This is a genomic window from Streptomyces sp. NBC_00178 (genome assembly GCF_036206005.1).
In the GTDB taxonomy this organism is placed as follows: Bacteria; Actinomycetota; Actinomycetes; order Streptomycetales; family Streptomycetaceae; genus Streptomyces.
Genome location: NZ_CP108143.1, coordinates 5507734 through 5531153 on the forward strand (window position 1 = coordinate 5507734; position 23420 = coordinate 5531153).

General features: G+C 71.5%; 17 protein-coding genes. 13 read left to right on the forward strand and 4 right to left on the reverse strand.

Annotated features, from left to right (window positions below; translation table 11 throughout):
• Nucleotides 1-161 precede the first annotated feature (161 nt).
• The gene (locus OHT61_RS24240) at nucleotides 162-1373 is read right to left on the reverse strand and encodes a trypsin-like serine peptidase (RefSeq protein ID WP_329043382.1); all 1212 of its coding nucleotides are present in this window, start codon (nucleotides 1371-1373) and stop codon (nucleotides 162-164) included.
• A 352-nt stretch (nucleotides 1374-1725) separates the two neighbouring features.
• Here OHT61_RS24240 and OHT61_RS24245 point away from each other — a divergent pair, with 352 nt between their 5' ends.
• The 5 genes from OHT61_RS24245 to OHT61_RS24265 are packed head-to-tail and all read left to right on the forward strand — an operon-like array spanning nucleotide 1726 to nucleotide 9731.
• A complete protein-coding gene (locus OHT61_RS24245; RefSeq protein ID WP_329041120.1) occupies nucleotides 1726-3117 on the forward strand; it encodes a diaminobutyrate--2-oxoglutarate transaminase family protein in 1392 nt (463 codons plus the stop codon).
• A 28-nt stretch (nucleotides 3118-3145) separates the two neighbouring features.
• Entirely contained in the window at nucleotides 3146-5071 is a 1926-nt protein-coding gene (locus tag OHT61_RS24250) for an IucA/IucC family protein (protein WP_329041121.1), read from the forward strand.
• Between the two features lie 41 nt (nucleotides 5072-5112).
• The gene (locus tag OHT61_RS24255; RefSeq protein WP_329041122.1) at nucleotides 5113-5808 is read left to right on the forward strand and encodes a GNAT family N-acetyltransferase; all 696 of its coding nucleotides are present in this window, start codon (nucleotides 5113-5115) and stop codon (nucleotides 5806-5808) included.
• 60 nt (nucleotides 5809-5868) lie between these two features.
• Entirely contained in the window at nucleotides 5869-7713 is a 1845-nt protein-coding gene (locus OHT61_RS24260) for an IucA/IucC family protein (RefSeq protein WP_329041123.1), read from the forward strand.
• A gap of 50 nt (nucleotides 7714-7763) precedes the next feature.
• Nucleotides 7764-9731: an ATP-dependent DNA helicase gene (locus OHT61_RS24265; RefSeq protein WP_329041124.1), complete on the forward strand. Its 1968-nt coding sequence runs from the start codon at nucleotides 7764-7766 to the stop codon at nucleotides 9729-9731.
• A 344-nt stretch (nucleotides 9732-10075) separates the two neighbouring features.
• Here OHT61_RS24265 and lexA read toward each other — a convergent pair whose 3' ends face one another.
• Nucleotides 10076-10873: a transcriptional repressor LexA gene (lexA, locus tag OHT61_RS24270; RefSeq protein ID WP_329041125.1), complete on the reverse strand. Its 798-nt coding sequence runs from the start codon at nucleotides 10871-10873 to the stop codon at nucleotides 10076-10078.
• A gap of 554 nt (nucleotides 10874-11427) precedes the next feature.
• On the opposite strand from lexA, the gene nrdR reads away from it, so the two are divergent.
• Entirely contained in the window at nucleotides 11428-11943 is a 516-nt protein-coding gene (nrdR, locus tag OHT61_RS24275) for a transcriptional regulator NrdR (protein ID WP_329041126.1), read from the forward strand.
• 147 nt (nucleotides 11944-12090) lie between these two features.
• Nucleotides 12091-15000, forward strand: coding sequence for a vitamin B12-dependent ribonucleotide reductase (locus OHT61_RS24280; protein ID WP_329041129.1), 2910 nt, complete (start codon nucleotides 12091-12093; stop codon nucleotides 14998-15000).
• Between the two features lie 219 nt (nucleotides 15001-15219).
• On the opposite strand, the gene OHT61_RS24285 is transcribed toward OHT61_RS24280, so the two are convergent.
• Nucleotides 15220-15753, reverse strand: coding sequence for a TerD family protein (locus OHT61_RS24285; protein ID WP_329041130.1), 534 nt, complete (start codon nucleotides 15751-15753; stop codon nucleotides 15220-15222).
• Nucleotides 15754-15956: 203 nt separating this feature from the next.
• Here OHT61_RS24285 and OHT61_RS24290 point away from each other — a divergent pair, with 203 nt between their 5' ends.
• From OHT61_RS24290 to OHT61_RS24315, 6 genes are all read left to right on the forward strand, one after another.
• A complete protein-coding gene (locus tag OHT61_RS24290; protein WP_329041131.1) occupies nucleotides 15957-16562 on the forward strand; it encodes a YdbC family protein in 606 nt (201 codons plus the stop codon).
• 221 nt (nucleotides 16563-16783) lie between these two features.
• Nucleotides 16784-17443 carry a histidine phosphatase family protein gene (locus OHT61_RS24295; protein ID WP_329041132.1) on the forward strand — a complete coding sequence of 220 codons (660 nt, stop codon included), beginning with the start codon at nucleotides 16784-16786 and terminating at the stop codon, nucleotides 17441-17443.
• A 12-nt stretch (nucleotides 17444-17455) separates the two neighbouring features.
• Nucleotides 17456-18370, forward strand: coding sequence for an ADP-ribosylglycohydrolase family protein (locus tag OHT61_RS24300; RefSeq protein WP_329041134.1), 915 nt, complete (start codon nucleotides 17456-17458; stop codon nucleotides 18368-18370).
• A gap of 220 nt (nucleotides 18371-18590) precedes the next feature.
• Nucleotides 18591-20519: a DUF4153 domain-containing protein gene (locus OHT61_RS24305; RefSeq protein WP_443049524.1), complete on the forward strand. Its 1929-nt coding sequence runs from the start codon at nucleotides 18591-18593 to the stop codon at nucleotides 20517-20519.
• A 680-nt stretch (nucleotides 20520-21199) separates the two neighbouring features.
• Complete coding sequence (locus OHT61_RS24310; RefSeq protein ID WP_329041137.1) at nucleotides 21200-21910, forward strand: ribonuclease HII; 711 nt, start codon at nucleotides 21200-21202, stop codon at nucleotides 21908-21910.
• Nucleotides 21911-21965: 55 nt separating this feature from the next.
• Complete coding sequence (locus OHT61_RS24315; protein WP_329043383.1) at nucleotides 21966-22601, forward strand: hypothetical protein; 636 nt, start codon at nucleotides 21966-21968, stop codon at nucleotides 22599-22601.
• A gap of 58 nt (nucleotides 22602-22659) precedes the next feature.
• Here OHT61_RS24315 and OHT61_RS24320 read toward each other — a convergent pair whose 3' ends face one another.
• Nucleotides 22660-23292, reverse strand: a complete 633-nt coding sequence (locus OHT61_RS24320; protein WP_329041138.1) for a hypothetical protein — start codon at nucleotides 23290-23292, stop codon at nucleotides 22660-22662.
• Nucleotides 23293-23420: the final 128 nt, after the last annotated feature.

The window sequence follows — 23420 nt, forward strand, 5'->3', positions numbered from 1 at the left end:
CGCGATGACGTACGAGGGCCGGGCTCCCGGAGAGGAGCCCGGCCCTCGTACGTCCGGCGGGGGCACCCCGCACATCGCACCCGCCGGGGCGTCGTCGCGCGGCCGTGCCACCCACCTGGCCCCGGACGGCGAGCGCCGTCCGGGGCCAGGTGACGCGGTGACTACCGCCCCGCGTACTTCTTGCTGACGGAGTCGTAGACGCCCTTGGCCTCCTGGCCGAGGCGGGGTCCGGCCAGCCAGCCCGCCGTCACGGGGCCGATCGAGGTGTTGGAGACCAGGGCCGGCTTGCCGTCCTGGCCCTTCGCGATCCAGCCGCCGCCGGACGAACCGCCCGTCATCGTGCAGCCGATGCGGTACATCGTCGGCTGGTCCTGGAAGACCGCGAGGCGGCCGGGCCGGTCGGTGCACCGCAGCGCGCTCTGGCCGTCGAACGGCGGGGCCGCCGGATAGCCGGTGGCCGTCATGCTGTCGATCTCCGGGACCGCCGGGGCGTCGAAGTCGACCGGCAGGGCCGAACCGACGGTCTCCTCCAGGGACTTGCCCGTGGAACCCTTCTCCGGTGCGACCTGCAGGACCGCGAAGTCGTAGGGAGCGCCCTGGCCGCCGGTCGAGGCGCCCTGGTCGATCCACTGCTCGGAGGTCTGCGCCCACTGGCCCCACCACACGCCGTACGGAGCCACCTGCTCCCTGGACGCGTTCTCCAGGCCGGCTCCCGTGAGACCGCTGTCGTTGTACGACGGGACGAAGGCGATGTTGCGGTACCAGCCGCCGTTCTTGCCCGCGTGGACGCAGTGGCCCGCGGTCCACACCATGTTGGACCTGCCGGGGCGGGCGGGGTCCTGCACCACGGTCGCCGAGCACACCATCGAGCCCTCGGGCCCGTCGAAGAGGAGCTTGCCCGACGCCGGGGCGTTGTCGTGGTACGGCGTCGCCAGGTGTGCGGCCCGCACCGGGACGGGGGTCGGGTCCGTCACGCCCGCGTCGCCGGAGATGTCGTTGGCGACGGGATTCTCCGGGGGCTTGTCCGCCTCCCGCATCCGGTCCGGGTTCCAGAGGTCCTCGATGACCGGGTTGACGTAGTCCTTGGCCTCACGCAGCCAGGTGTCCTTGTCCCAGTTCCTCCACTCGCCGCCCCGCCACTTGTCGAGGTCGATCCCGTGTTCCTTGAGACGGTCCTTCAGGTCGTCCGGGATGGTGATCTTCCCGTCGGCGGTCCGTGCGGCGGACGCGCTCGGTTCGCCGGAGGCGCCGTCGTCCTCGGGACCGCAGGCGGCCGCGGTGAAGGTCAGGGCAGCGGCGAGGGCGGCTGCGGCGAACACCCGGGGGGCGCGACGTGCGCTCCCCCCGCGGCGTGCGGTGTCGATCGGGCGCATGGGTCGCATCTGGTGATCCCCCTGGGACTTCGTCACTGACTTCGTTACCGCACCGCGGACTTTCGGGCGGGGCGGGTCACGGTGTCCCGCGTAATCGCGCCGGCCCACCGAGGACGCCGGAGCAGGGCCCCGTCCGGAGTGCGGCACCCACTATGCCGGTGCCGTCGGGGACGGCACCGGGCAGGTCCACGGTTCCCCGCGCGCAAGGATCTTCCGATTTACCCGTGATCTCCCGCGTCCGGCGTCGTTGGTACGTACGGGGGACACAGGGACGGCGTTCATCGGCGCGGTCCGCTCCCGGGGGACCGCACCGAGGTGCAACGCAACTGTTACCGCAGGAGGACCGACAGCCGTGGCCGTGACCCAACCAGCTCCGGTGGTACCTCCCGTCACGTACGACGGGATCCTGAGGCGGCAGGCGCAGCGCGAGTCGGCGGCACGCACCTACGCACGGTCCCTGCCGATCGTGCCGGTCCGGGCCAGGGGAATGACCATCGAGGGGGCGGACGGGCGGCGTTATCTCGACTGCCTCTCCGGAGCGGGCACGCTGGCACTCGGCCACAACCACCCCGTGGTCCTCGAGGCGATCAGAAAGGTCATCGACTCCGGCGCACCTCTGCACGTGCTCGATCTCGCCACCCCGGTGAAGGACGCGTTCACGACCGAGCTGTTCGCCACGCTGCCCCGGGAACTGGCCGATGACGCGCGGATCCAGTTCTGCGGTCCAGCGGGGACGGACGCGGTCGAGGCGGCGTTCAAGCTGGTGCGGGCGGCGAGCGGGCGCAGCGGACTCCTCGCCTTCACCGGCGCCTACCACGGCATGACGGCAGGAGCGCTGGGCGCGTCGGGCGGCGCCCCCGACGTGCGGGTGACCCGACTGCCCTTCCCGCACACCTACCGCTGCCCGTTCGGTGTCGGCGGGGAACGGGGCGCGGACATCGCCGCGCGCTGGACCGAGTACCTCCTGGACGATCCCAAGGGAGGGGTGCCCGCTCCGGCGGCCATGATCCTGGAGCCCGTCCAGGGCGAGGGCGGAGTCAATCCGGCGCCGGACGGCTGGCTGCGGCGGATGCGGGAGATCACCCGGGACCGCTCCATCGCCCTGATCGCCGACGAGGTGCAGACGGGGGTCGGCAGGACCGGCGCCTTCTGGGCCGTCGAGCACAGCGGGGTCGTGCCCGACGTGATGGTCATGTCGAAGGCCATCGGCGGCTCGCTGCCGCTCGCGGTGATCGTCTACCGCTCGGGCCTCGACCTCTGGCAGCCCGGCGCGCACGCCGGCACCTTCCGGGGCAACCAGCTGGCCATGGCGGCGGGCACCGCCACCCTCGCGTACGTACGCGAGAACGGGCTCGCCGAGCGGGCCGGGACCCTCGGCGCGCGCATGCTGGCCCGCCTCCAGGCCCTGGGGGCGGACCATCCGAGCATCGGTGACGTACGGGGCCGCGGGCTGATGATCGGGATCGAACTGGTCGACCCCGAGGCCGAGCCGCTCACCGTCACCGCGGAGAGCGGCTCCGCCCCGCCGCCCGACCCCGCTCTCGCGGCGGCCGTCCAGCAGGAGTGCCTGCGCCGCGGACTCATCGTCGAACTCGGCGGGCGCCACGGCGCGGTGGTGCGGCTGCTCCCCCCGCTCACCCTCACCGACGAGCAGGCGGCCGCGGTCGTCGACCGCCTCGCCGACGCGCTGAGCGCCGCTGAGCGCTCCCCGAACCGCCGGGCCGCTGCCGGGCCGACCCGCTGACCCCGGACCCCTCACAAGAAAGACCGCCGTGAACCCCACCCCTGCGCCCGAGGCCGACGGCCCCTTCACCCGCGAGCAGCGAGGACACGAACTGCCGGAGGGCCCGCTCGCCGTCGAGTCGACGACCGTGCCGCGACAGAAGGCGGGTCCGCACGGGATCCCGCGCGCGGGAGCGGACACCCCGGCGGGTGCCCTCCCGGCGGACCGCTCCTGCCAGGGCGGTACGCCCGAGCACCCGGACCCGCTGGACCACCCGGACCCGCTCCGGGCCGCCGACTCGGCGGGCACGGAGAACCTGCTGCGCTGCTGGACCAGGGAGAACGACCTTCCCCGGCCGCTGGGGGCCACCCTGCGCGTCCCCCTCCCCGCGAGCGGTACGGCCCTGCTCGTCCCGGTCCTCCACTGGTCCCGCACCGGCTGGCACCGCTTCGGCACACCCGTCCTGGAGAACGCGCCCGCCGGCACCCCGGGGGTGGACGCCGTCACTGTGGCCGCACTCCTCGGGCGCGAGAGCGAGCGCAGCGCCGGGGTCGACCTGGTGGCCAGGGTCGCCGACTCCGTGCGGCACACGGCCACCTTCATCGCGGAGCGACGGCGTACACCCGCCGCGTCGTCCGAGGCCGGCCCTTTCCTCGCCGGCGAGCAGTCACTCGTCCTCGGCCACCCCCTGCACCCCACACCGAAGAGCCGCGAAGGCCTCTCCGAGTCCGAAGCGGTCCTCTACTCACCCGAGCTGCGCGGCTCCTTCCCGCTCCACTGGATGGCCGCCGACGACTCCGTACTGGCCACGGACTCGTCCTGGACGAAGGCCGGACGGCCGGTGACCGCCCCGTCGCTCCTCGCCCCCCACGCCGAGGGCCTGCGCCTCCCCGAAGGCACCACCGCCCTGCCGCTCCACCCGTGGCAGGCCGCGGAACTCATGCGGCGCCCCGAGGTCACCGCCCTCTGCGAGAAGGGGCTCCTGCACGACCTCGGTCCGCACGGCGCCCGCTGGCACCCCACGTCCTCGGTGCGCACCGTGTACCGCCCGGGATCCGACCTCATGCTGAAGCTCTCCCTCGGCGTACGCATCACCAACTCCCGCCGGGAGAACCTCCGCAAGGAGCTCCACCGGGGAGCCGAGGTCCACCGGCTGCTGCGCACCGGGCTGGCCGACCTGTGGCACGCCGCCCACCCCGGCTTCGACATCGTCAGGGACCCCGCCTGGCTCGCCGTGGACGGCCCGGACGGCACCCCCGTCCCCGGTCTCGACGTGATGCTGCGCCACAACCCCTTCGGTCCGTCCGACGACGCGGTGTGCATCGCGGGACTCACCTCACCCCGGCCCGGCCCCGGGCGTCCGGGCACGCACTCACGCCTCGCCGACACGGTCTCCTCACTGGCCGTGCGTACCGGCCGGACCACCGGGGCGGTCTGCGCCGAGTGGTTCCTGCGCTACCTCGACCGGGTGGTCCTCCCCGTCCTCTGGCTGGACGGCCACGCAGGGGTCGCCCTGGAGGCCCATCAGCAGAACACGATCGTGCTTCTCGACGAGGACGGCTGGCCGGTCGGCGGCAGGTACCGGGACAACCAGGGCTACTACTTCCGTGAGTCCCACCGCGACGCGCTGGAAGCCAGGCTGCCCGGCATCGGGGCCGTCAGCGACACCTTCGTCTCCGACGCCGTCACGGACGAACGCCTCGCCTACTACCTGGGCATCAACAACGTGTTCGGGCTGATCGGAGCCTTCGGCGCGCAGCGGCTCGCCGACGAGCGGCTGCTCCTCGCCGCGTTCCGGCGGTTCCTCGAGAGCACCACGACGCTCGGCTCACCCCTGCCGGCCTACCTGCTCGGCACCCGGCAACTGCGCTGCAAGGCCAACCTGCTCACGAGGATGCACGGCCTCGACGAACTGGTCGGGCCCGTCGACACCCAGTCCGTCTACGTCACCATCGCCAACCCCCTCCAAAACTGAGAGACATGACCTGCTGAAACGCACGAGAGGAGAGCGTCACCGTGCACCACGCCGAAGCGCACACCGGAGACGGCACCGAGGACACCCTCGAACTGCGGCTCACCGAAGAGCTGCTCGGACTGATCGGTGACGTCTCCCCGCAGACGGACGGACGGGCCGACGCCGCCTCCCTCGTGGGCAGCCCGGACGCGTGGAGCCCGGCCGCCACGGCCGCCGGACGGTTCCGGCTCGTCACCGTGGAGCCGCGGCGCGACCTTTCCGTCATCAGCCGCTGGATGAACGATCCGGCGGTCGCCGCCTTCTGGGAACTGGCGGGCCCGGAATCCGTCACCGACGCCCATCTCCGGCGCCAGCTCGAAGGCGACGGCCGCAGCATCCCCTGTCTGGGAGTGCTGGACGGCACCCCCATGAGCTACTGGGAGATCTACCGGGCGGACCTGGACCCGCTGGCCCGCCACTATCCCTCCCGCCCCCATGACACGGGCGTCCACCTCCTCATCGGCGGTGTGGGCAACCGCGGACGGGGCATCGGCTCCGTACTGCTCAGGGCCGTCTCCGACCTCGTGCTCGACAACCGCCCGCTCTGCGCCCGCGTGGTCGCGGAGCCGGACCTGCGCAACACCCCGTCCGTCGCCGCCTTCCTGAGTGCCGGTTTCCGCTTCTGCGCGGAAGTGGATCTCCCCGACAAGCCGGCCGCACTCATGATCCGCGACCGGACCCACCGTGATCAGCTGTGAACCACTCGCCGCACCGCACAGCCCGCTCGAACCCCATCGGTCCCACCCGGAGGAGTCCCCGTGCCGACATATCCCGCGAGCCCGCACCCGGCGGCGCCCCACACACCGCTCGACACCCCAGAACTCGACCGGACGCGCTGGGAGCGGGTGGCGGCGGCGCTCCTGGCCAAGATGCTCGGTGAGTTCGCCTACGAGGAGGTCGTCCGGCCCACACCGCAGGAGCACGCGGGCCGGCAGAGCAGCGGCACCTACACCCTGACTCTCGACGACGGCGGAACCCTGTCCTTCCACGCCCGGCGGGGCGCCTACGGCAGCTGGCGGGTCGACCCCGCGACGATCCGCGAGGTGAAGGCCGGCGGAGCCGCGGGCACGCCCTTCCGGGACCCGCTGGGCTTTCTCGCGCGAGGCCGGCACCTCCTCGGTCTCGACGGTGCCACCCTCGCCCACCTCATCCGTGAGCTGACGGCCACGCTCGTCGCCGACGCCCGCATCGACCGGACCGCGCTCCGTGCGGCCCAGCTGGCCGAACTTCCGTACGCCGAGCTGGAAGGACACCAGACCGGGCACCCCTGGCTCGTCGCGAACAAGGGCCGCCTCGGCTTCTCCGCCGCGGACGCCGCGCGCTTCACGCCCGAGGCGCGCTCGGCCACCACGCTGCCCTGGATCGCCGTCAGCTCGCACATAGCGCAATACCGGGGCGTCGGACGCCTCGCGGCCCCGGACGTCCTCTACGGCCAGGAACTGGACCCTGAGGTCAGGGACTCCTTCGCCACGATTCTGCGCGGCCGCGGCCTGGACCCCGGGGACTACCTGTTCCTGCCCGTGCATCCGTGGCAGTGGGACGAATGGATCGTCCCGCTCTTCGCGCCGGCCATCGCGGAGGGTGCCGTGGTGCCGCTGCACGCCGACGACGACCTCCGCCTGCCGCAGCAGTCCATCCGCACCTTCACCAACGTCGGCCGGCCCGACCGCCACACGGTCAAGCTGCCGCTCTCGATCCTCAACACCCTCGTCTGGCGGGGCCTGCCCACGGAACGCACCCTCGCCGCCCCGGCCGTCACCGCCTGGGTCCAGGGGTTGTGCGAGGGCGACCCTTTCCTCCGCGACACCTGCCGGGTCGTCCTGCTCGGAGAGGTGGCCTCCGTGACCGTGGAGCATCCGCTCTACGACCGCCTCCCCGAGTCGCCGTACCAGTTCAAGGAGATCCTCGGCGCGATCTGGCGCGAGCCCCTGCAGCCACGGCTGGCGGCCGGGGAGCGCGGCCGCACGCTGGCCTCGCTGCTGCTCACCGACCCGGACGGCCGCGCGTTCACCGCCGAACTCGTCGCCCGCTCGGGGCTGACCCCGGTGGCCTGGCTCACCCGGCTGTTCGCCGCGCTGCTGCCTCCGCTGCTGCACTTCCTCTACCGCTACGGCACGGTGTTCTCCCCGCACGGCGAGAACGCCATCGTGGTCTTCGACGAGAACGACGTACCCGTACGCCTGGCCATCAAGGACTTCGTCGACGACGTGAACGTCAGCGCGCGGCGGCTGCCCGAACTCGACACGATGCCGCCGCACGTCCGGGAGATCCTGCTCACCGAGGAACCCGCCTTCCTCACCCAGTTCATCCACTCGGGTCTCCTCGTGGGCGTCTTCCGCTTCCTGTCCCCGCTCTGCGAGGAACAACTCGACGTTCCGGAGGACGAATTCTGGTCACTCGTCCGGGCCGAGATCCTGCGGCACCATGCCCGCTTCCCCGAGCTCAAGGAGCGCTTCGAGATCTTCGACATGCTGACGCCGACGATCGAGCGGCTGTGCCTCAACCGCAACCGTCTGCATCTGGACGGCTACCGGGACCGGCCGCAGCGCCCGCACGCCGCGGTGCACGGGATCGTCGACAACCCGCTCCACCCGTCCGCGTGAGTCCGGGAGTGAGCGCCGTTGTCGGTGGCGCGCCGTAGGGTGGACGCGCTATGACGAAGCCATCTCTCCCCGAGCTCCTCCACGCCGCCGTCGCCGCCGTCGGCGGTACGGAACGGCCCGGCCAGGTCTCCATGGCCGAGGCCGTGGCCGAGGCGGTCGACGACAACGCCCACCTGCTCGTCCAGGCCGGTACCGGCACGGGCAAGTCCCTCGGCTACCTCGTGCCGGCGCTGGCCCACGGCGAGCGTGTCGTGGTGGCCACGGCGACGCTGGCCCTCCAGCGCCAGCTGGTGGAGCGGGACCTTCCGCGTACGGTCGACGCACTGCATCCGCTGCTGCGCCGCCGCCCCCAGTTCGCGATGCTCAAGGGCCGGTCGAACTACCTCTGCCTGCACCGGCTCCACGAGGGCGTGCCCCAGGACGAGGAGGAGGGCCTCTTCGACCAGTTCGAGGCGGCAGCGCCGTCGAGCAAGCTCGGTCAGGACCTGCTGCGGCTGCGCGACTGGGCGGACGAGACGGAGAGCGGGGACCGGGACGACCTGACGCCAGGTGTCTCGGACCGGGCCTGGGCGCAGATCTCGGTCTCCTCACGGGAGTGCCTGGGTGCGACGAAGTGTGCGTACGGTGCCGAGTGCTTCGCGGAGAGCGCCCGTGAGCGGGCCAAGCTCGCCGACGTCGTCGTCACCAACCACGCCCTCCTCGCCATCGACGCCATCGAGGGTGCCCCCGTACTCCCGAAGCACGAGGTGCTGATCGTCGACGAGGCCCACGAGCTCGTCTCGCGGGTCACGGGCGTGGCCACCGGTGAACTCACCCCGGGGCAGGTCAACCGTGCGGTGCGCCGCGCGGCCAAGCTGGTCAACGAGAAGGCGGCCGACGCCCTGCTGACCGCCTCCGAGGGATTCGAGCGCGTCATGGAACTGGCGCTCCCGGGACGTCTGGAAGAGGTGCCGGAGGATCTCGGCTACGCCCTGATGGCCCTGCGTGACGCCGCGCGTACGGTGATCTCCGCCCTCGGCGGCACCCGGGACAAGTCCGTCCAGGACGAGGACGCGGTGCGCAAGCAGGCCATGGCGTCGGTCGAGTCGATCCACGGCGTCGCGGAGCGCATCACCCAGGGCTCCGAGTGGGACGTCGTCTGGTACGAGCGCCACGACCGATTCGGTGCATCCGTGCGTGTCGCGCCGCTGTCGGTGTCCGGGCTGCTGCGCGAGAAGCTCTTCGCGGACCGCTCGGTGATCCTGACGTCGGCCACGCTCAAGCTCGGCGGCGACTTCAACGGGGTCGGGGCATCGCTGGGACTCGCGCCCGAGGGGACCGCGGGCGAGGACATCCCCCAGTGGAAGGGACTCGACGTCGGTTCGCCGTTCGACTACCCGAAGCAGGGCATCCTGTACGTCGCGCGCCATCTGGCCACGCCCGGGCGGGAGGGCTCCCGCACCGACATGCTCGACGAACTGGCCGAGCTGGTGGAGGCCGCGGGTGGCCGGACGCTGGGCCTGTTCTCGTCGATGCGGGCCGCGCAGGCCGCGGCCGAGGAACTGCGTGGCCGGCAGGACAAGCCGATCCTGCTCCAGGGCGAGGAGACGCTCGGAGAGCTGATCAAGAACTTCGCCGCGGATCCCGAGACCTGTCTCTTCGGGACGCTCTCGCTCTGGCAGGGAGTCGATGTGCCCGGTCCGAGCTGCCAGCTCGTGATCATGGACCGGATTCCGTTCCCGCGTCCGGACGATCCGCTGATGAGCGCGCGGCAGAAGGCGGTGGAAGAAGCCGGCGGCAACGGCTTCATGGCGGTGGCGGCGACCCATGCCGCCCTGCTGATGGCCCAGGGTGCGGGGCGTCTGGTGCGCGCCATGGGGGACAAGGGCGTGGTCGCGGTGCTCGACCCCCGTCTGGCCAACGCCCGGTACGGGAGCTACCTCCGGGCCTCGCTGCCTGACTTCTGGTACACGACGGACCGTAATCAGGCCCGGCGCTCGCTGGCCGCGATCGACGCCGCTGCGAGGACGGCGGAGTGAGAGCTGGGTGAGGACCGGGCCAGGACTGCACGGGCGAGGACTGCGGGAGCGAGGGCTGGGGGTGAGCGGGTCGACCGCCCTCACCTGACCAGCGACGCGCGTCGGTGCTCAGCCCCTTCGGATCGGCAACCATGACCGGGTGCGGGCAGCTCGACCTGCGTAGGGAGACATCACCCGGGTGTGCGCCACCTCTTCTCGCACGGTGGCGAAGAGGTCCGCGCGCATGGGCGCACACCCCCTGCTGGGCGCTTCTCCTGCCGTACACGGTCATGCGCTGCGTCCGGACGTGCCAGGGCCCCGGGATCGGCGCAGGGATCCCGGGGCCCGATCCGGACCAGCGGGCCTCACACCCGCCGCAGTACCGCCACGACCTTGCCCAGGATCGTCGCCTCGTCGCCGGGGATGGGCTGGTAGGCCGAGTTGTGCGGGAGCAGCCACACATGGCCGTCCTCGCGCTTGAAGCGCTTGACGGTGGCCTCGCCGTCGAGCATGGCCGCCACGATGTCGCCGTTCTCCGCCACGGGCTGACGTCGGACCGTTACCCAGTCACCGTCCATGATCGCCGCTTCGATCATCGAGTCGCCGACGACCTTCAGCACGAAGAGCTCACCGTCACCGACGAGCTGGCGGGGGAGCGGGAAGACGTCCTCGACGGACTCCTCGGCCAGGATCGGCCCACCCGCCGCGATCCGGCCGACCAGCGGCACGTAGGACGCGGCCGGCTTGCCGGTGGTGTCGGTGGGCTGGTTGCTGGGCTGGTCCGAGCCCCGGACCTCGTAGGCGCGCGGCCTGTGGGGGTCGCGGCGCAGGAAGCCCTTGCGCTCCAGTGCCATCAGCTGGTGGGCGACCGACGACGTGCTGGACAGGCCCACCGCCTGGCCGATCTCCCGCATCGACGGGGGATAGCCCCGCCGCTGCACGGAATCCCGGATCACCTCGATCACACGCCGCTGCCGGTCCGTGAGCCCGGAACTGTCCGCCCGGATCCCGGGTGGGCGGCCGGGCAAGGAGCGTGCGGGCCGCGAGGGCTCGGGCCCCTCCGTGTTCATGACTGCGTCATTCATGGCATGCACCGGCTCAAGTCGGCTCTGGGAGCGGTGGTCCTGGGCAGTGATGGCGGCACTGTCTGCGGTGGTGGTCACGTCGGCCCCTCTCGAATGGTCTCCCTAGTTAGGCAACGGTAGTAGCTTTCGAAAGGTTGCGCCAAACACACGTTCGAGTGAAAAACAAATAAAGGGCTGCCCTGTGCCTACCGAGAGGTGTATGAGCTGACTCGACGAGCCGGGGCCGAGTCGCGGCTCAGGGGGTCCACGCTAGCGGTCCAGCGGGCCGGCAGGGCGTCCGGGGGTGCGGCCGGGGGTGTCCGCGGGGCGTGGCGGTGCGGGTCCCGTACCGGGCTCCAGGTGCTTTCCGCCGCCCTCCGTGGCACGCCCCGCAGCCCCGGCCGCCGGGCGGTTCCCGTACCCTCGTGCCGGGTCGTAGGCTGCCTGCCGACCACTGGGGGCGCGCGACACGCGCTCGGCGTGGGAGTGAAGCCAAACCCAAGATGTAGTGGTTGGATTGTCATCGCCGCCCACAAGTAGTGGTCCCCGGTCCGACCGGGTCGAGTTCATCGCCTATGCTTGGGGCTGTCATCGAGGGCCCGTGACGGGCCCCCGAGGCCATTCAGTCGTGCCGTGAGGGAGGGTTGGGAGACATGCACTGCCCCTTCTGCAGGCACCCCGACAGCCGGGTCGTCGACAGCCGTACGACGGACGACGGGACGTCGATCCGACGGCGCCGCCAGTGCCCCGACTGCTCCCGTCGCTTCACGACGGTGGAGACCTGTTCGCTGATGGTGGTGAAGCGCAGCGGGGTGACCGAGCCCTTCAGCCGCACCAAGGTCATTTCGGGCGTCCGCAAGGCGTGCCAGGGCCGCCCCGTCACCGAGGACGCGCTGGCGAAGCTCGGCCAGCGGGTCGAGGAGGCGGTACGGGCCACGGGCAGCGCCGAGCTGACGACGCACGACGTGGGTCTGGCCATACTCGGCCCGCTGCAGGAGCTCGACCTCGTCGCGTATCTGCGTTTCGCGTCCGTGTACCGGGCGTTCGACTCCCTCGAGGACTTCGAGGCCGCCATCGCGGAACTCCGCGAGGAGCGGCCCCCCGCGGCGCAGTGCGGGAGCGGTGGGACCCCCGGGGTCCCCGTGCCCGCAGCTGTCGCCGCCGACTGATCACCGAGCCGGGCCGGGCAACCGGCGACCGGCGGCACCAGACCTGTTCCGGGGCGCTGTGCGTGGCGTCCGGAGCATCAGACACAGACTGTGCCCTGGGAAGAACTGGGCACTTCAGGGCGTTTTTGCCCACATATGGGAGGCGGCATGACAGAGACGGCGAGCGGCCCGGCACGAGGTTCCCGCACCAAGGGAGCCAAGTCGACTGCGACCAAGCAGGGCCTGCGCATCGAGCGCATCCACACGACCCCCGGCGTGCACCCGTACGACGAGGTCGCGTGGGAGCGCCGTGACGTCGTCATGACCAACTGGCGCGACGGTTCGATCAACTTCGAGCAGCGTGGCGTCGAGTTCCCCGACTTCTGGTCGGTGAACGCGGTCAACATCGTCACCAGCAAGTACTTCCGGGGGGCTGTCGGCACGCCGCAGCGCGAGACCGGTCTGCGCCAGCTGATCGACCGGATCGTGAAGACGTACCGGAAGGCCGGCGAGGACTACAACTACTTCACCTCCCCCGCCGACGCCGAGATCTTCGAGCACGAGCTGGCCTACGCCCTCCTGCACCAGATCTTCAGCTTCAACTCCCCGGTCTGGTTCAACGTCGGGACGCCGCAGCCCCAGCAGGTGTCCGCCTGCTTCATCCTGGCCGTCGACGACTCCATGGAGTCCATCCTCGACTGGTACAAGGAAGAGGGGATGATCTTCAAGGGCGGCTCCGGTGCCGGCCTGAACCTCTCCCGTATCCGTTCCTCCAAGGAACTCCTCTCCTCGGGCGGCAACGCCTCGGGCCCGGTCTCCTTCATGCGGGGCGCCGACGCGTCCGCGGGCACCATCAAGTCCGGTGGCGCCACGCGCCGCGCGGCCAAGATGGTCATCCTCGACGTCGACCACCCCGACATCGAGAACTTCATCGAGACCAAGGTGAAGGAGGAGGAGAAGATCCGCGCCCTGCGTGACGCGGGTTTCGACATGGATCTGGGCGGGGACGACATCACGTCCGTCCAGTACCAGAACGCCAACAACTCGGTCCGCGTGAACGACGAGTTCATGAAGGCCGTCGAGTCGGGCGGCAAGTTCGGCCTGCGCGCCCGCATGACCGGCGACGTCATCGAAGAGGTCGAGGCCAAGTCCCTCTTCCGCAAGATGGCGGAGGCCGCCTGGGCCTGCGCAGACCCCGGCATCCAGTACGACGACACCATCAACAAGTGGCACACCTGCCCGGAGTCCGGCCGCATCAACGGCTCGAACCCCTGCAGCGAGTACATGCACCTGGACAACACCTCGTGCAACCTGGCCTCGCTGAACCTGATGAAGTTCCTGAAGGACGACGGCAACGGCCGCCAGTCCTTCGAGGTCGAGCGCTTCGCCAAGGTCGTCGAGCTGGTCATCACCGCGATGGACATCTCGATCTGCTTCGCGGACTTCCCGACGCAGAAGATCGGCGAGAACACCCGGGCCTTCCGCCAGCTGGGCATCGGCTACGCCAACCTGGGCGCCCTCCTGATGGCGACCGGCCACGCGTACGACAGCGACGGCGGCCGCGCGCTCGCCGGCGCCATCACCTCGCTGATGACGGGCACGTCTTACCGCCGTTCCGCCGAGCTCGCCGCCGTCGTCGGCGCGTACGACGGTTACGCCCGCAACGCCGAGCCGCACCAGCGCGTCATGAAGCAGCACGCCGACGCCAACGCCGTGGCCGTCCACGTGGACGACCTCGACTCGCCGGTCTGGGCCGCCGCGACGGAGGCCTGGCAGGACGTGATCCGCCTGGGCGCCAAGAACGGCTTCCGCAACGCGCAGGCCTCGGTCATCGCCCCGACCGGCACCATCGGCCTCGCGATGTCCTGCGACACCACCGGCCTCGAGCCCGACCTCGCGCTGGTCAAGTTCAAGAAGCTGGTCGGCGGCGGTTCGATGCAGATCGTCAACGGCACCGTCCCGCAGGCCCTGCGCCGTCTCGGCTACCAGCCGGAGCAGATCGAGGCGATCGTCGCCCACATCGGCGAGCACGGCAACGTGATCGACGCCCCCGGTCTCAAGACCGAGCACTACGAGGTCTTCGACTGCGCCATGGGCGAGCGTTCCATCTCGGCCATGGGCCACGTGCGGATGATGGCGGCGATCCAGCCGTGGATCTCCGGTGCGCTGTCCAAGACGGTCAACCTGCCGGAGACGGCCACCGTCGAGGACGTCGAGGAGGTCTACTTCGAGGCGTGGAAGATGGGCGTCAAGGCGCTCGCGATCTACCGCGACAACTGCAAGGTCGGCCAGCCCCTCTCCGCGAAGACCAAGGAGAAGGAGAAGGCCGAGGTCACGGCGAAGACCGAGGACACGATCCGTGCCGCGGTCGAGAAGGTCGTCGAGTACCGCCCGGTCCGCAAGCGTCTGCCCAAGGGCCGTCCCGGGATCACCACCAGCTTCACGGTGGGTGGCGCCGAGGGTTACATGACCGCCAACTCCTACCCGGACGACGGTCTCGGCGAGGTCTTCCTGAAGATGTCCAAGCAGGGTTCGACCCTCGCGGGCATGATGGACGCCTTCTCGATCGCCGTCTCGGTCGGTCTGCAGTACGGCGTGCCGCTGGAGACCTACGTCTCCAAGTTCACGAACATGCGCTTCGAGCCGGCCGGCATGACGGACGACCCGGACGTGCGGATGGCGCAGTCGATCGTCGACTACATCTTCCGCCGCCTGGCGCTCGACTTCCTGCCGTTCGAGACGCGCTCCGCGCTGGGGATCCACTCGGCCGAGGAGCGTCAGCGTCATCTCGACACCGGTTCGTACGAGCCCGAGTTCGGGGACGACGAACTCGATGTCGAGGGTCTCGCCCAGTCAGCTCCCGTGCACGTCGAGCCGCTGAAGGTGGTGGCGTCCTCCCAGGAGAACGTCGCGGAGAAGCCCGCCCCCAGGGCGGCCCACACCTCGGCCGAACTGGTCGAGATGCAGCTCGGTATCAGCGCGGACGCCCCGCTCTGCTTCTCGTGCGGTACGAAGATGCAGCGCGCCGGGTCCTGCTACATCTGCGAGGGCTGCGGCTCGACCAGCGGTTGCAGCTGACGTCGCTCACCCTGTGACGCCGCTCATCCCGTGACGGGGTGAGCCAAGGATGGGGGCGGTGGAGCCGGATTCCCGGCGCCACCGCCCCCATCTCGCTCTCGCTGCTCCACGCCGACGAGATCGCGGAGACCGGGCGTGCGCGCGTCGTGGGCACGGGCCACCACAGGGCTCCAGTGGTGTCGCGAGAGAGCGCGACGGGTGTCCGGCCCGCACGCGGGATCACCGTTCCGAGCGGTTGCCCATCACCGCGGCGAACGAACCGGGATCGCCGTCGAACCCGCGCACAGCCGGTATGAACCCCCAGGATCCCGACGCGTCACGGACGAACTCCGCGACGACGGCCGCGGTGGCGGAGGCCACCGCGGAGAAGTCGTCCTCGGCCAGACTGGTGTATCCCTCACGGATCTGTACGGCCGTGTTCCCTATGTGGCCGAAGGTCTTGTGGCCGTCGCGCTGCTGGATGGCCACGCCGACGACGACCCGGGCGTAGGCGGCCGACAGCCGGTCCAGTTCGAGCGTCATGACTTCGTCGAAGCCGTAGCCCTGGCCCGTGCGGCTGTCCCGGTTCAGGGTGATGGTGCCGTCGGGCGACCGGCTGTCGAAGTGCACGAGGTACACGGGGCTGCCGTACGGCGCTTCCGTTCCGTACGTGGCCGCGATGATGTCGAGGTCGTTGGCGGGCTCGCCGGTCTCGCTCGGGTCCCACTTGACCCGCACCTCGACCTTTTCGATGTCCTTGTTGGGGGTGCTCATCGGACGTGTCTCCTCGCGTCTGGGCCGACGGGCCGCTTGCACCCTCAGATCATGTCCGTAACTGTCCGTGAATCCAACCGCGTTGGAATCGGGCGTCGCATTCGCGCCAGGGCGTGGCCGGGTATGCGCGTCGTGGGCCGTGCCCGGCCCCCGGTCGGTCGGGAGCGTGACCCGCGCCACGCCCGGCGCCGTAGGATGGTGCGGTGCTGGTCAAGTGGATTCGCTGCACCGTGGTCGATCGCCAGGGTTTCGAGCGCGGGCAGCGGAAGTGGGCGGGGCTGCTCGGCGAGCCGGGATTCCGCGCACAGAGCGGCGGCTGGAGCCGCGGCCGGCCCGATGTCGCGCACGTGTTCGCGTTCTGGGAGAACCGTGTCTTCTACGACGCCTTCATGGCCCGGGAACACGACCGGCTCGCCGCCTCCCAGTCCGGCACGTACAAGGACATACAGGTGAAGCTCTTCGAGTACCGCTTCGACGTGAAGACCGGATTCGAGCCCCACTTCACCGACGCGGACGTCGTCAGGGTGGCGCACAGCCAGGTGCACGAGGACCGGGCCGAACACTTCGCCCTCATGCAGCAGAAGGTCTGGAACCCGGCCGTCGCGGGTTCTCCCGGAATGCTGCGCGGCGTGTTCGGGGAGGCGCCGGGATCCGAGTTCCTGGTGCTGTCGATGTGGCAGTCGGGCTCCGAACGCGGCAAGTACCGGCCGGAGGGAGCCGCCCGCCTCGCGGCGCGCGCCGACACGGAGGGGGACGTGCGGGCGCTCACCGGGGACGTGGTGCAGCTCGAACCCTCGTGGACGGTCTGATCACGCCGATCACGCGGTGATGACGGTCCGGGGCGTGCGGTGACCGGCGGTCGCGCGGCGACGCCCCGCATCACACGGCGACGGGCCGCATCACACGGCGACGGTCCGCACCACACGGCGACGGGCTGATCACGCTCCCACCCTGCGTCTCGTTGGTCACATATGCCCTATGGATCCCTCGTCGCCGCCCGATCGCGCCGACGGGGATCTAGGGTCGTCACATGGCACGACCGCAACGCATCGTTCTCGTCCGGCACGGGGAGTCGGAGGGCAACGCCGACGACACGGTCTACGAACGCGAACCCGACCACGCGCTGAAACTCACGGCCAAAGGGCAGAAGCAGGCGCGCGAGACAGGTGTGCAGCTCAGGGAGATGTTCGGTGACGAGCGCGTCAGCGTGTACGTCTCCCCCTACCGGCGCACCCACGAGACGTTCAGATCCTTCGGCCTCGACCCGGAGCACATCCGGGTCAGGGAGGAGCCACGGCTACGCGAGCAGGACTGGGGCAACTGGCAGGACCGCGACGACGTCAGGCTGCAGAAGGCCTACCGGGACGCCTACGGGCACTTCTTCTACCGCTTCGCGCAGGGCGAGTCCGGAGCCGACGTCTACGACCGGGTCGACGCCTTCCTGGAGAGCCTCCACCGCAGCTTCGAGGAAGCCGACCATCCCCCGAACGTCCTGCTGGTCACCCACGGCCTGACCATGAGGCTGTTCTGCATGCGCTGGTTCCACTGGTCGGTCGCCGAGTTCGAGTCGCTGTCCAATCCGGGCAACGGCGAGTCCCGGACCCTGCTCCTCGGCCCCGACGGCCGCTACGCGCTCGACCGGCCCTTCGAGCAGTGGCGCACCCCCGAGCCGTACGGCATCACCGGATAAGGTGACCTCGCGATGACCGCTGACTCCGCTTCCGACGGGCGTTTCGAACGCGCCCTGGCCAGCCTGCGTGGACTGGCCGTGGGCGACGCCCTCGGCTCCCAGTTCTTCGTCCCGGCCAACTACCCCCTGCTCAAGAACCGGACCCTGCCGCCCGGCGCCTGGCAGTGGACCGACGACACCGAGATGGCCTGTTCCGTGCTCGCGGTGCTGTCCGCGCACGGGCGGATCGACCAGGACACCCTCGCCGGGTCCTTCGCCGCGCACCACGACTTCGACCGGGGCTACGGGCCCGCGGTCAACCGGCTGCTCAGGCTCGTGAGGGAGGGGGGCGACTGGCGCGAACTCGCCTCGGCGCTCTTCAACGGCCAGGGCTCCTGGGGCAACGGTTCGGCCATGCGGATCGCGCCGCTCGGCGCCTGGTACGCGGACGACCCGGAGCAGGCCACCCATCAGGCCGAGATCTCGTCGTACACCACCCACCAGCACCGCGAAGCGGTCGTGGGCGCGATGGCCGTCGCGGCCGCAGCCGCCCTCGTGGCCGCACCCGGGGGCCCGCCGACCCCCGAGGCGCTGCTCGACGGCGTCGTCGCCCTGATTCCGCGCAGCGCGGTGGGGGCGGGGCTCCGCCGGGCGCGCGACATGCTCGACTACCGGGACGCGGGGACGGTCGCGGCGGTGCTGGGCAACGGCCGCCGCACCAGCGCCCACGACACCGTGCCGTTCGCCCTCTGGTCCGCGGCACGCAGTCTCGGTGACTTCGAGGAAGCCTTCTGGGTGACGGCGCAGGCGGGCGGGGATGTCGACACCACCTGTGCCATCGCGGGCGGGATCGTCGCCTCGAACCCGGCGGGCGCCCCGCCGTCCGACTGGCTGGCCCGCACGGAGGAACTGCCCGGCTGGGTGCCCCTCGCACCCGTACGCGGCTGACGTTCCGCCCTTCCGTCGCCTTCCGGGCCCCTCGTGGGGCAGGCGGGCGTGTCACGGTCCTGCCACAGCGGTGTCCCGGCACGGCCGAACGGCTCGGGTGGCCCTTAACCTTTCGGCCACGCCGTCTCCCGTCGATCTTGGGGAACGTGCGCCAGGAGACGCCGGGGCCGACGCGCCGCAACATGGTCGTGCGAGCGGACCCCGGTGGGGGAGGGGTCCCATGTCAGATCAGCCGTCCGATCAGCCACCCGAGGCGTCCCGCCGAGCCGGTGCGTCACAGGAGTCCGACGACGCGCGCGCAGAAGCGTCCGCGTCCGCCGTCGGAACACCCGCATCGGGCTCCGGCCCGGAGCCGGGGGGTGAGGACACTTCCGCGGACGCCCGTGCCGGTGGGGGTGCCCGTCACGATGAAGTCCGTGTGAGTCCGGGCGCGGCGAAGTCAGCCACGGGGCCGTCCGCGGGAGCGACCCCCGCATCCGTGCCGCCCCAGAGCACCGGCCCCGCCCCACGACGGTCCGCGGACGCGGTGTCTGCGCCCGCGCCACCCCGGAGCACCGGCCCGGACGTACCGGAGGTGCCCGCATACCTCCGGGCGCCGGCCGGCCCGGACGTCTGGCAGCGGCCCGGAGGGCGGCCCGCGCCCGGTCCGCTGTCCCGCCTCCGGCCGGGACCTCCGCAGCCGATCCAGCCCGCGGCACTGTGGTCGGTTCTCGCCACGGGTCTGCTGAGCGCCCTGCTGCTCGGCGACGGCCTCGGGCTGAACCTGCTGCTGGTGTCGGTGCCCGCGGCTCTGGCCGCGTTCTTCGCGGCACGGACCGCGGGACGGAGGCTGCGGCCCTGGACGGCCGTCTGGGCGGTCGGCGGCCTCGCGCTCCTGGCGATACCGGCCCTCCGTGACGCCGGCTGGCCGGTGTTCCTCGCCGTCGTGTCGGCCCTCGCCCTCGGTTCCCTCGCGCTGCACGGCAGCCGCAGCTGGCCGGGCGTACTCCTCGGCTCGCTCGGGTTGTTCCCCGCCGTCGCGGGCGGCCTGCGGTGGGGCTGGCGAGGGGTACGCGACCGCGCGGACGACTCCCGCGGCCGCGTGCGCACGGTCGTCCGCAGCACCGTGGTGGCCGTCGTCCTGCTGCTCGTGTTCGGCGCGCTCTTCGCCTCCGCGGACGCCGCCTTCGCCGATCTGCTGGGCGCGCTGACCCCGGACATCTCCGTCGGGGACAGCCCGTGGCGCGTCTTCCTGTTCGCGCTGGGCCTCGTAGGAGCTCTCGCCGCCGCGTACAGCGCGGCCGCACCGGTGCGCTGGGACGGCATGACCGTCCGGCCGGGCAAGGCCAGGAACAGGGTGGAGTGGGCGCTTCCGCTGATCCTGCTCGACCTGCTGTTCGCGGCTTTCATCACGCTCCAGCTGGTCGTGCTTCTCGGCGGGTACGACAAGGTCGCGGAGAAGACGGGTCTCCTGCCGGCCGAATACGCCCGCCAGGGGTTCTGGCAGCTTCTCTGGGCCACCGTCCTGACGCTGATCGTCATCGCCCTGGCCCTGCGCTGGGCGCCGCGAGGCGGCCCCCGGGACCGCACGCTGGTCCGCAGCGTCCTCGGAGTGCTGTGCGCGCTCACCCTCGTCGTCGTGGCTTCCGCGCTGCGCCGCATGGACCTGTACGTGGATGCCTTCGGGCTCACCCGGCTGCGCATCTCCGTCGCCGCCGTGGAGCTCTGGCTCGGAGTGGTGCTGATCCTCATCATCGCCGCGGGGGTCTTCGGAGCCCGGCTCCTGCCGCGTGCCGTCGCGGCGAGTGCCGCCGTCGGTGTACTCGCCTTCGGCCTGCTTTCGCCCGACGGGCTGATCGCCGAGCAGAACGTCGCGCGGTACGGCAGCCACGGGTCGATCGACATCCAGTACCTCAAGGGGCTTTCGGCCGATGCCGTACCTGCCCTCGACACCCTCCCCGAGCCTTTGCGGTCCTGTGCGCTGGAATCCTTCCGCCGCGACTTCGCCGTGTCGAGGGCGTCGTGGTACGCCACCAGTTGGGGCGAGGCGAGGGCGCGGGACATCCTTGAGGACCACCCGGTGAAGGACGTCGGCCTCCAGTGCTACGACGTCGGCAGGGAAGCCGACGAGCGTGACGGCCGCGAGGAGGACTCCTACGATCCGTACTGAGCGATCTCGCGGGTGCTGCACCACGGGTGCTGCACCACTTCCCGAACCCGGCCCGGCGGTCGAGCGCCCGGTCCACCGGTGGAGGGCGGGCCGGGCCCGGGCCGCTCTTCGGGCGCTCGTCCGCGGGGCGTAACGTCGCGCCGCGGATGCCACGGGCGGCCCGCATGGACGGCACGCATGGACGGCACGCACGGATGGCACGCAAGGATGGCGCGGACGGTATGCATGGGCGGCATGTGCGGGCCGCCCGCGAGGCCACGCGTCGGGCCGGTGCGCGGGGCGCAGCCGCAGGCCGCCCGGCCGACGGCCGTCCAGGGCCTGAGTAGGGTTCCCCCTGCTCAAGGCTGCAGCCGCTGTTCTGGATCACCGGCACCCGGTGCTCGCCGGGTGGGGGACTGCGGTGCCGGGGTCCCGCGCCGACGACGCACGGGAGGGCTTCACAGACGACCGGCGGGCAGCCTCACAAGCCCGGCCCCACGTCCGGGCCGGTCTTTCCAACACCGTTCCTGCGCAGTTCCGTCGGCCTCCGGGAGCGGGCGCCGCGCACCGGTCCGTGGCACGCACGCACCGTGCGGTGCGGCGACCGGCCGGTCCTCGACGGCGAACGGGCGCGGGCGGTCCCGCCCGACGACGCCCCGGGGTGTTCTTGCTCCGCGTATCGGCGTACGCTTGCAGGCGCCATGCCGTACGAACCACCCACGCACACCGTCGAGCGCTCACTGCGCGCTACCTCCGGTGCCAGGATTGTCGCCGGAGTCGACGAGGTCGGACGCGGAGCGTGGGCCGGCCCCGTCACCGTGTGCGCGGCCGTCACCGGCCTCCGCAGGCCCCCCGAAGGCCTCACCGACTCCAAACTGCTCACGCCCAAGCGCCGGGCGGAACTCGCCCCGCTGCTCGAGAGCTGGGTCACGGCCCACGGGGTGGGGCACGCCTCACCCCTGGAGATCGACGACCTCGGCATGACCGCCGCGCTCCGTCTGGCCGCTGTGAGGGCACTGGACGCACTGCCGGTGCGGCCGGATGCCGTGATCCTCGACGGGAAACACGACTACCTCGGGCACCCCTGGAAGGTCCGGACGGTGATCAAGGGCGACCAGTCCTGCATCGCCGTCGCCGCCGCCTCGGTGATAGCGAAGGTCAGGCGGGACACGATGATGGCCCAACTGGGGGCGGACGCGGGGCTGTACACCGACTTCGCCTTCGGGGCGAACGCGGGTTACCCGTCGCCCGTGCACCGGGCCGCGCTCGAGGAGCTGGGGCCCACGCCCCACCACCGTCTGAGCTGGTCCTACCTCGACGCCCTTCCCAGGTGGCAGCACCTGAAGAAGGTCCGGTTCTCCGCCGAGGCGGCCGCACTCGAAAGCGGGGGCCAGCTCGGCTTCGACTTCTGACCGCGTCAGCGCGTTTACCCGCCGACGCCCGCCGCGTCGGCTGTCACAGACAACCATTCATTTTCCCGAGGAGCCTCAGATTCCCGAGAGCGCCCAGAGTCCCCGCGTCGCATCGGCCGCAGGCCGCGTCGCGCCGACCCCCCGACCCGTACCCGGTCCGCGTTCCGCGGCCACGCCCCGTCCCGGAAGCCCGGGGCGTGGCCCCGCGCGCCCCGCGCCCCCGGCGCCGCGCCCGCATCCCGCACCAGCTCCGGCGTCCGCCGCCGCTCCTGCCGCGCAGGAGGGGCCACAGGACCGTGCCGCAGCTCAGTTCCAGCTGATCCCCGCCCCGGTGGGCGGCGCGGTCGACGCCGCCGACGAGGCCGTCGACCTGCTGCTCGACTCCGGTCGCGCGCCCGGCGACATCCTGGTCCTGACGACCGGGGAGCAGCACCCCTGGGCCGCGCACGAACTCTCCTTCGGAGAGGCCGCGTACTGGGCCCAGCACGACGCCGGCGACGACGTGTTCTTCGCCGGTACCGCGCACGCGGGCCGCTACGCGCCCCGTCCGGTGATCGTCGTCGCCGTCAACGGTGACCTCGACGACGCCTCGGTCTCGGCCCTGTCCGACGCGCGGGAGCGCGCCGGCGTGCTGTTGATCGTGTGCGGAGAACCGCAGAGCATCAACGCCGCGCTGGGCGCAGGCGTCTGACCCGCCGGAACGTGGGTCCCGTCCGTCCGCCCCGGACGCTCGGGGCCCACGTCCCGTTTTACCGGGCGGCGCTGCGGCGCAGTGCCTCCGCCGCCCCGCCGCCCGTGCGCAGGGGCACGGGATCCATGTCGGCCGAGGCGTCCGCGAGTGCGGACGGCCCGGACAGTGAAGACGGTCTGCGGCCGCCGCGGCCCTCACCCAGCACCTGCCAGCCCCCGTGGGTCAGGGTGATGTAGGCGCCGCAGCGCAGACCGTGCAGGGTGCAGGCGTCGCGCAGCCCCCACATCCATGCCCCGTCCTCCTCCGTCCACCGCTCGTCGCCCTCACGGCAGTAGAGCAGGACAGCGGTGCGCACAGGGGTACGGCGGCGCAGGTCGTGCGGGATCACCCGCCGCAGGTGGGACAGCAAGGCGTTGCGGAACTCCCAGCCGTCCGCGGCCGTGGTGGTACGCCGCACGAACGACGCGCTGGCCGTGAGCCGTTCCTCGTGGTCGAGTACCGCGACGACCGCGGTCGCCGGAGTCGGGCTGTGCCGTGCGTGGAGGCCGCTGACGACCTCGCGCGGGCTGCGCAGCAGCGGTATGCCGGCCGAAGCCCACTCGGCCGGTTCGAGCATTCTGGCGACGTGGTTGACGGAGCCGGCGGACGCCGACAGTGAAGTGGCTGCGGACGGAGCGAATCCGAAGGTCACGGTCCTCCCTTCGCTACGCGCCCACGATGCGGGCAGGGTCGAGTGGGGGCGCGCCGCGGCACAGCCCTTTCGGGCCCGCGAAAAGACCGTGCGGGGAGCGACTCCAATTCTTCCTGTCGTATCGGCAG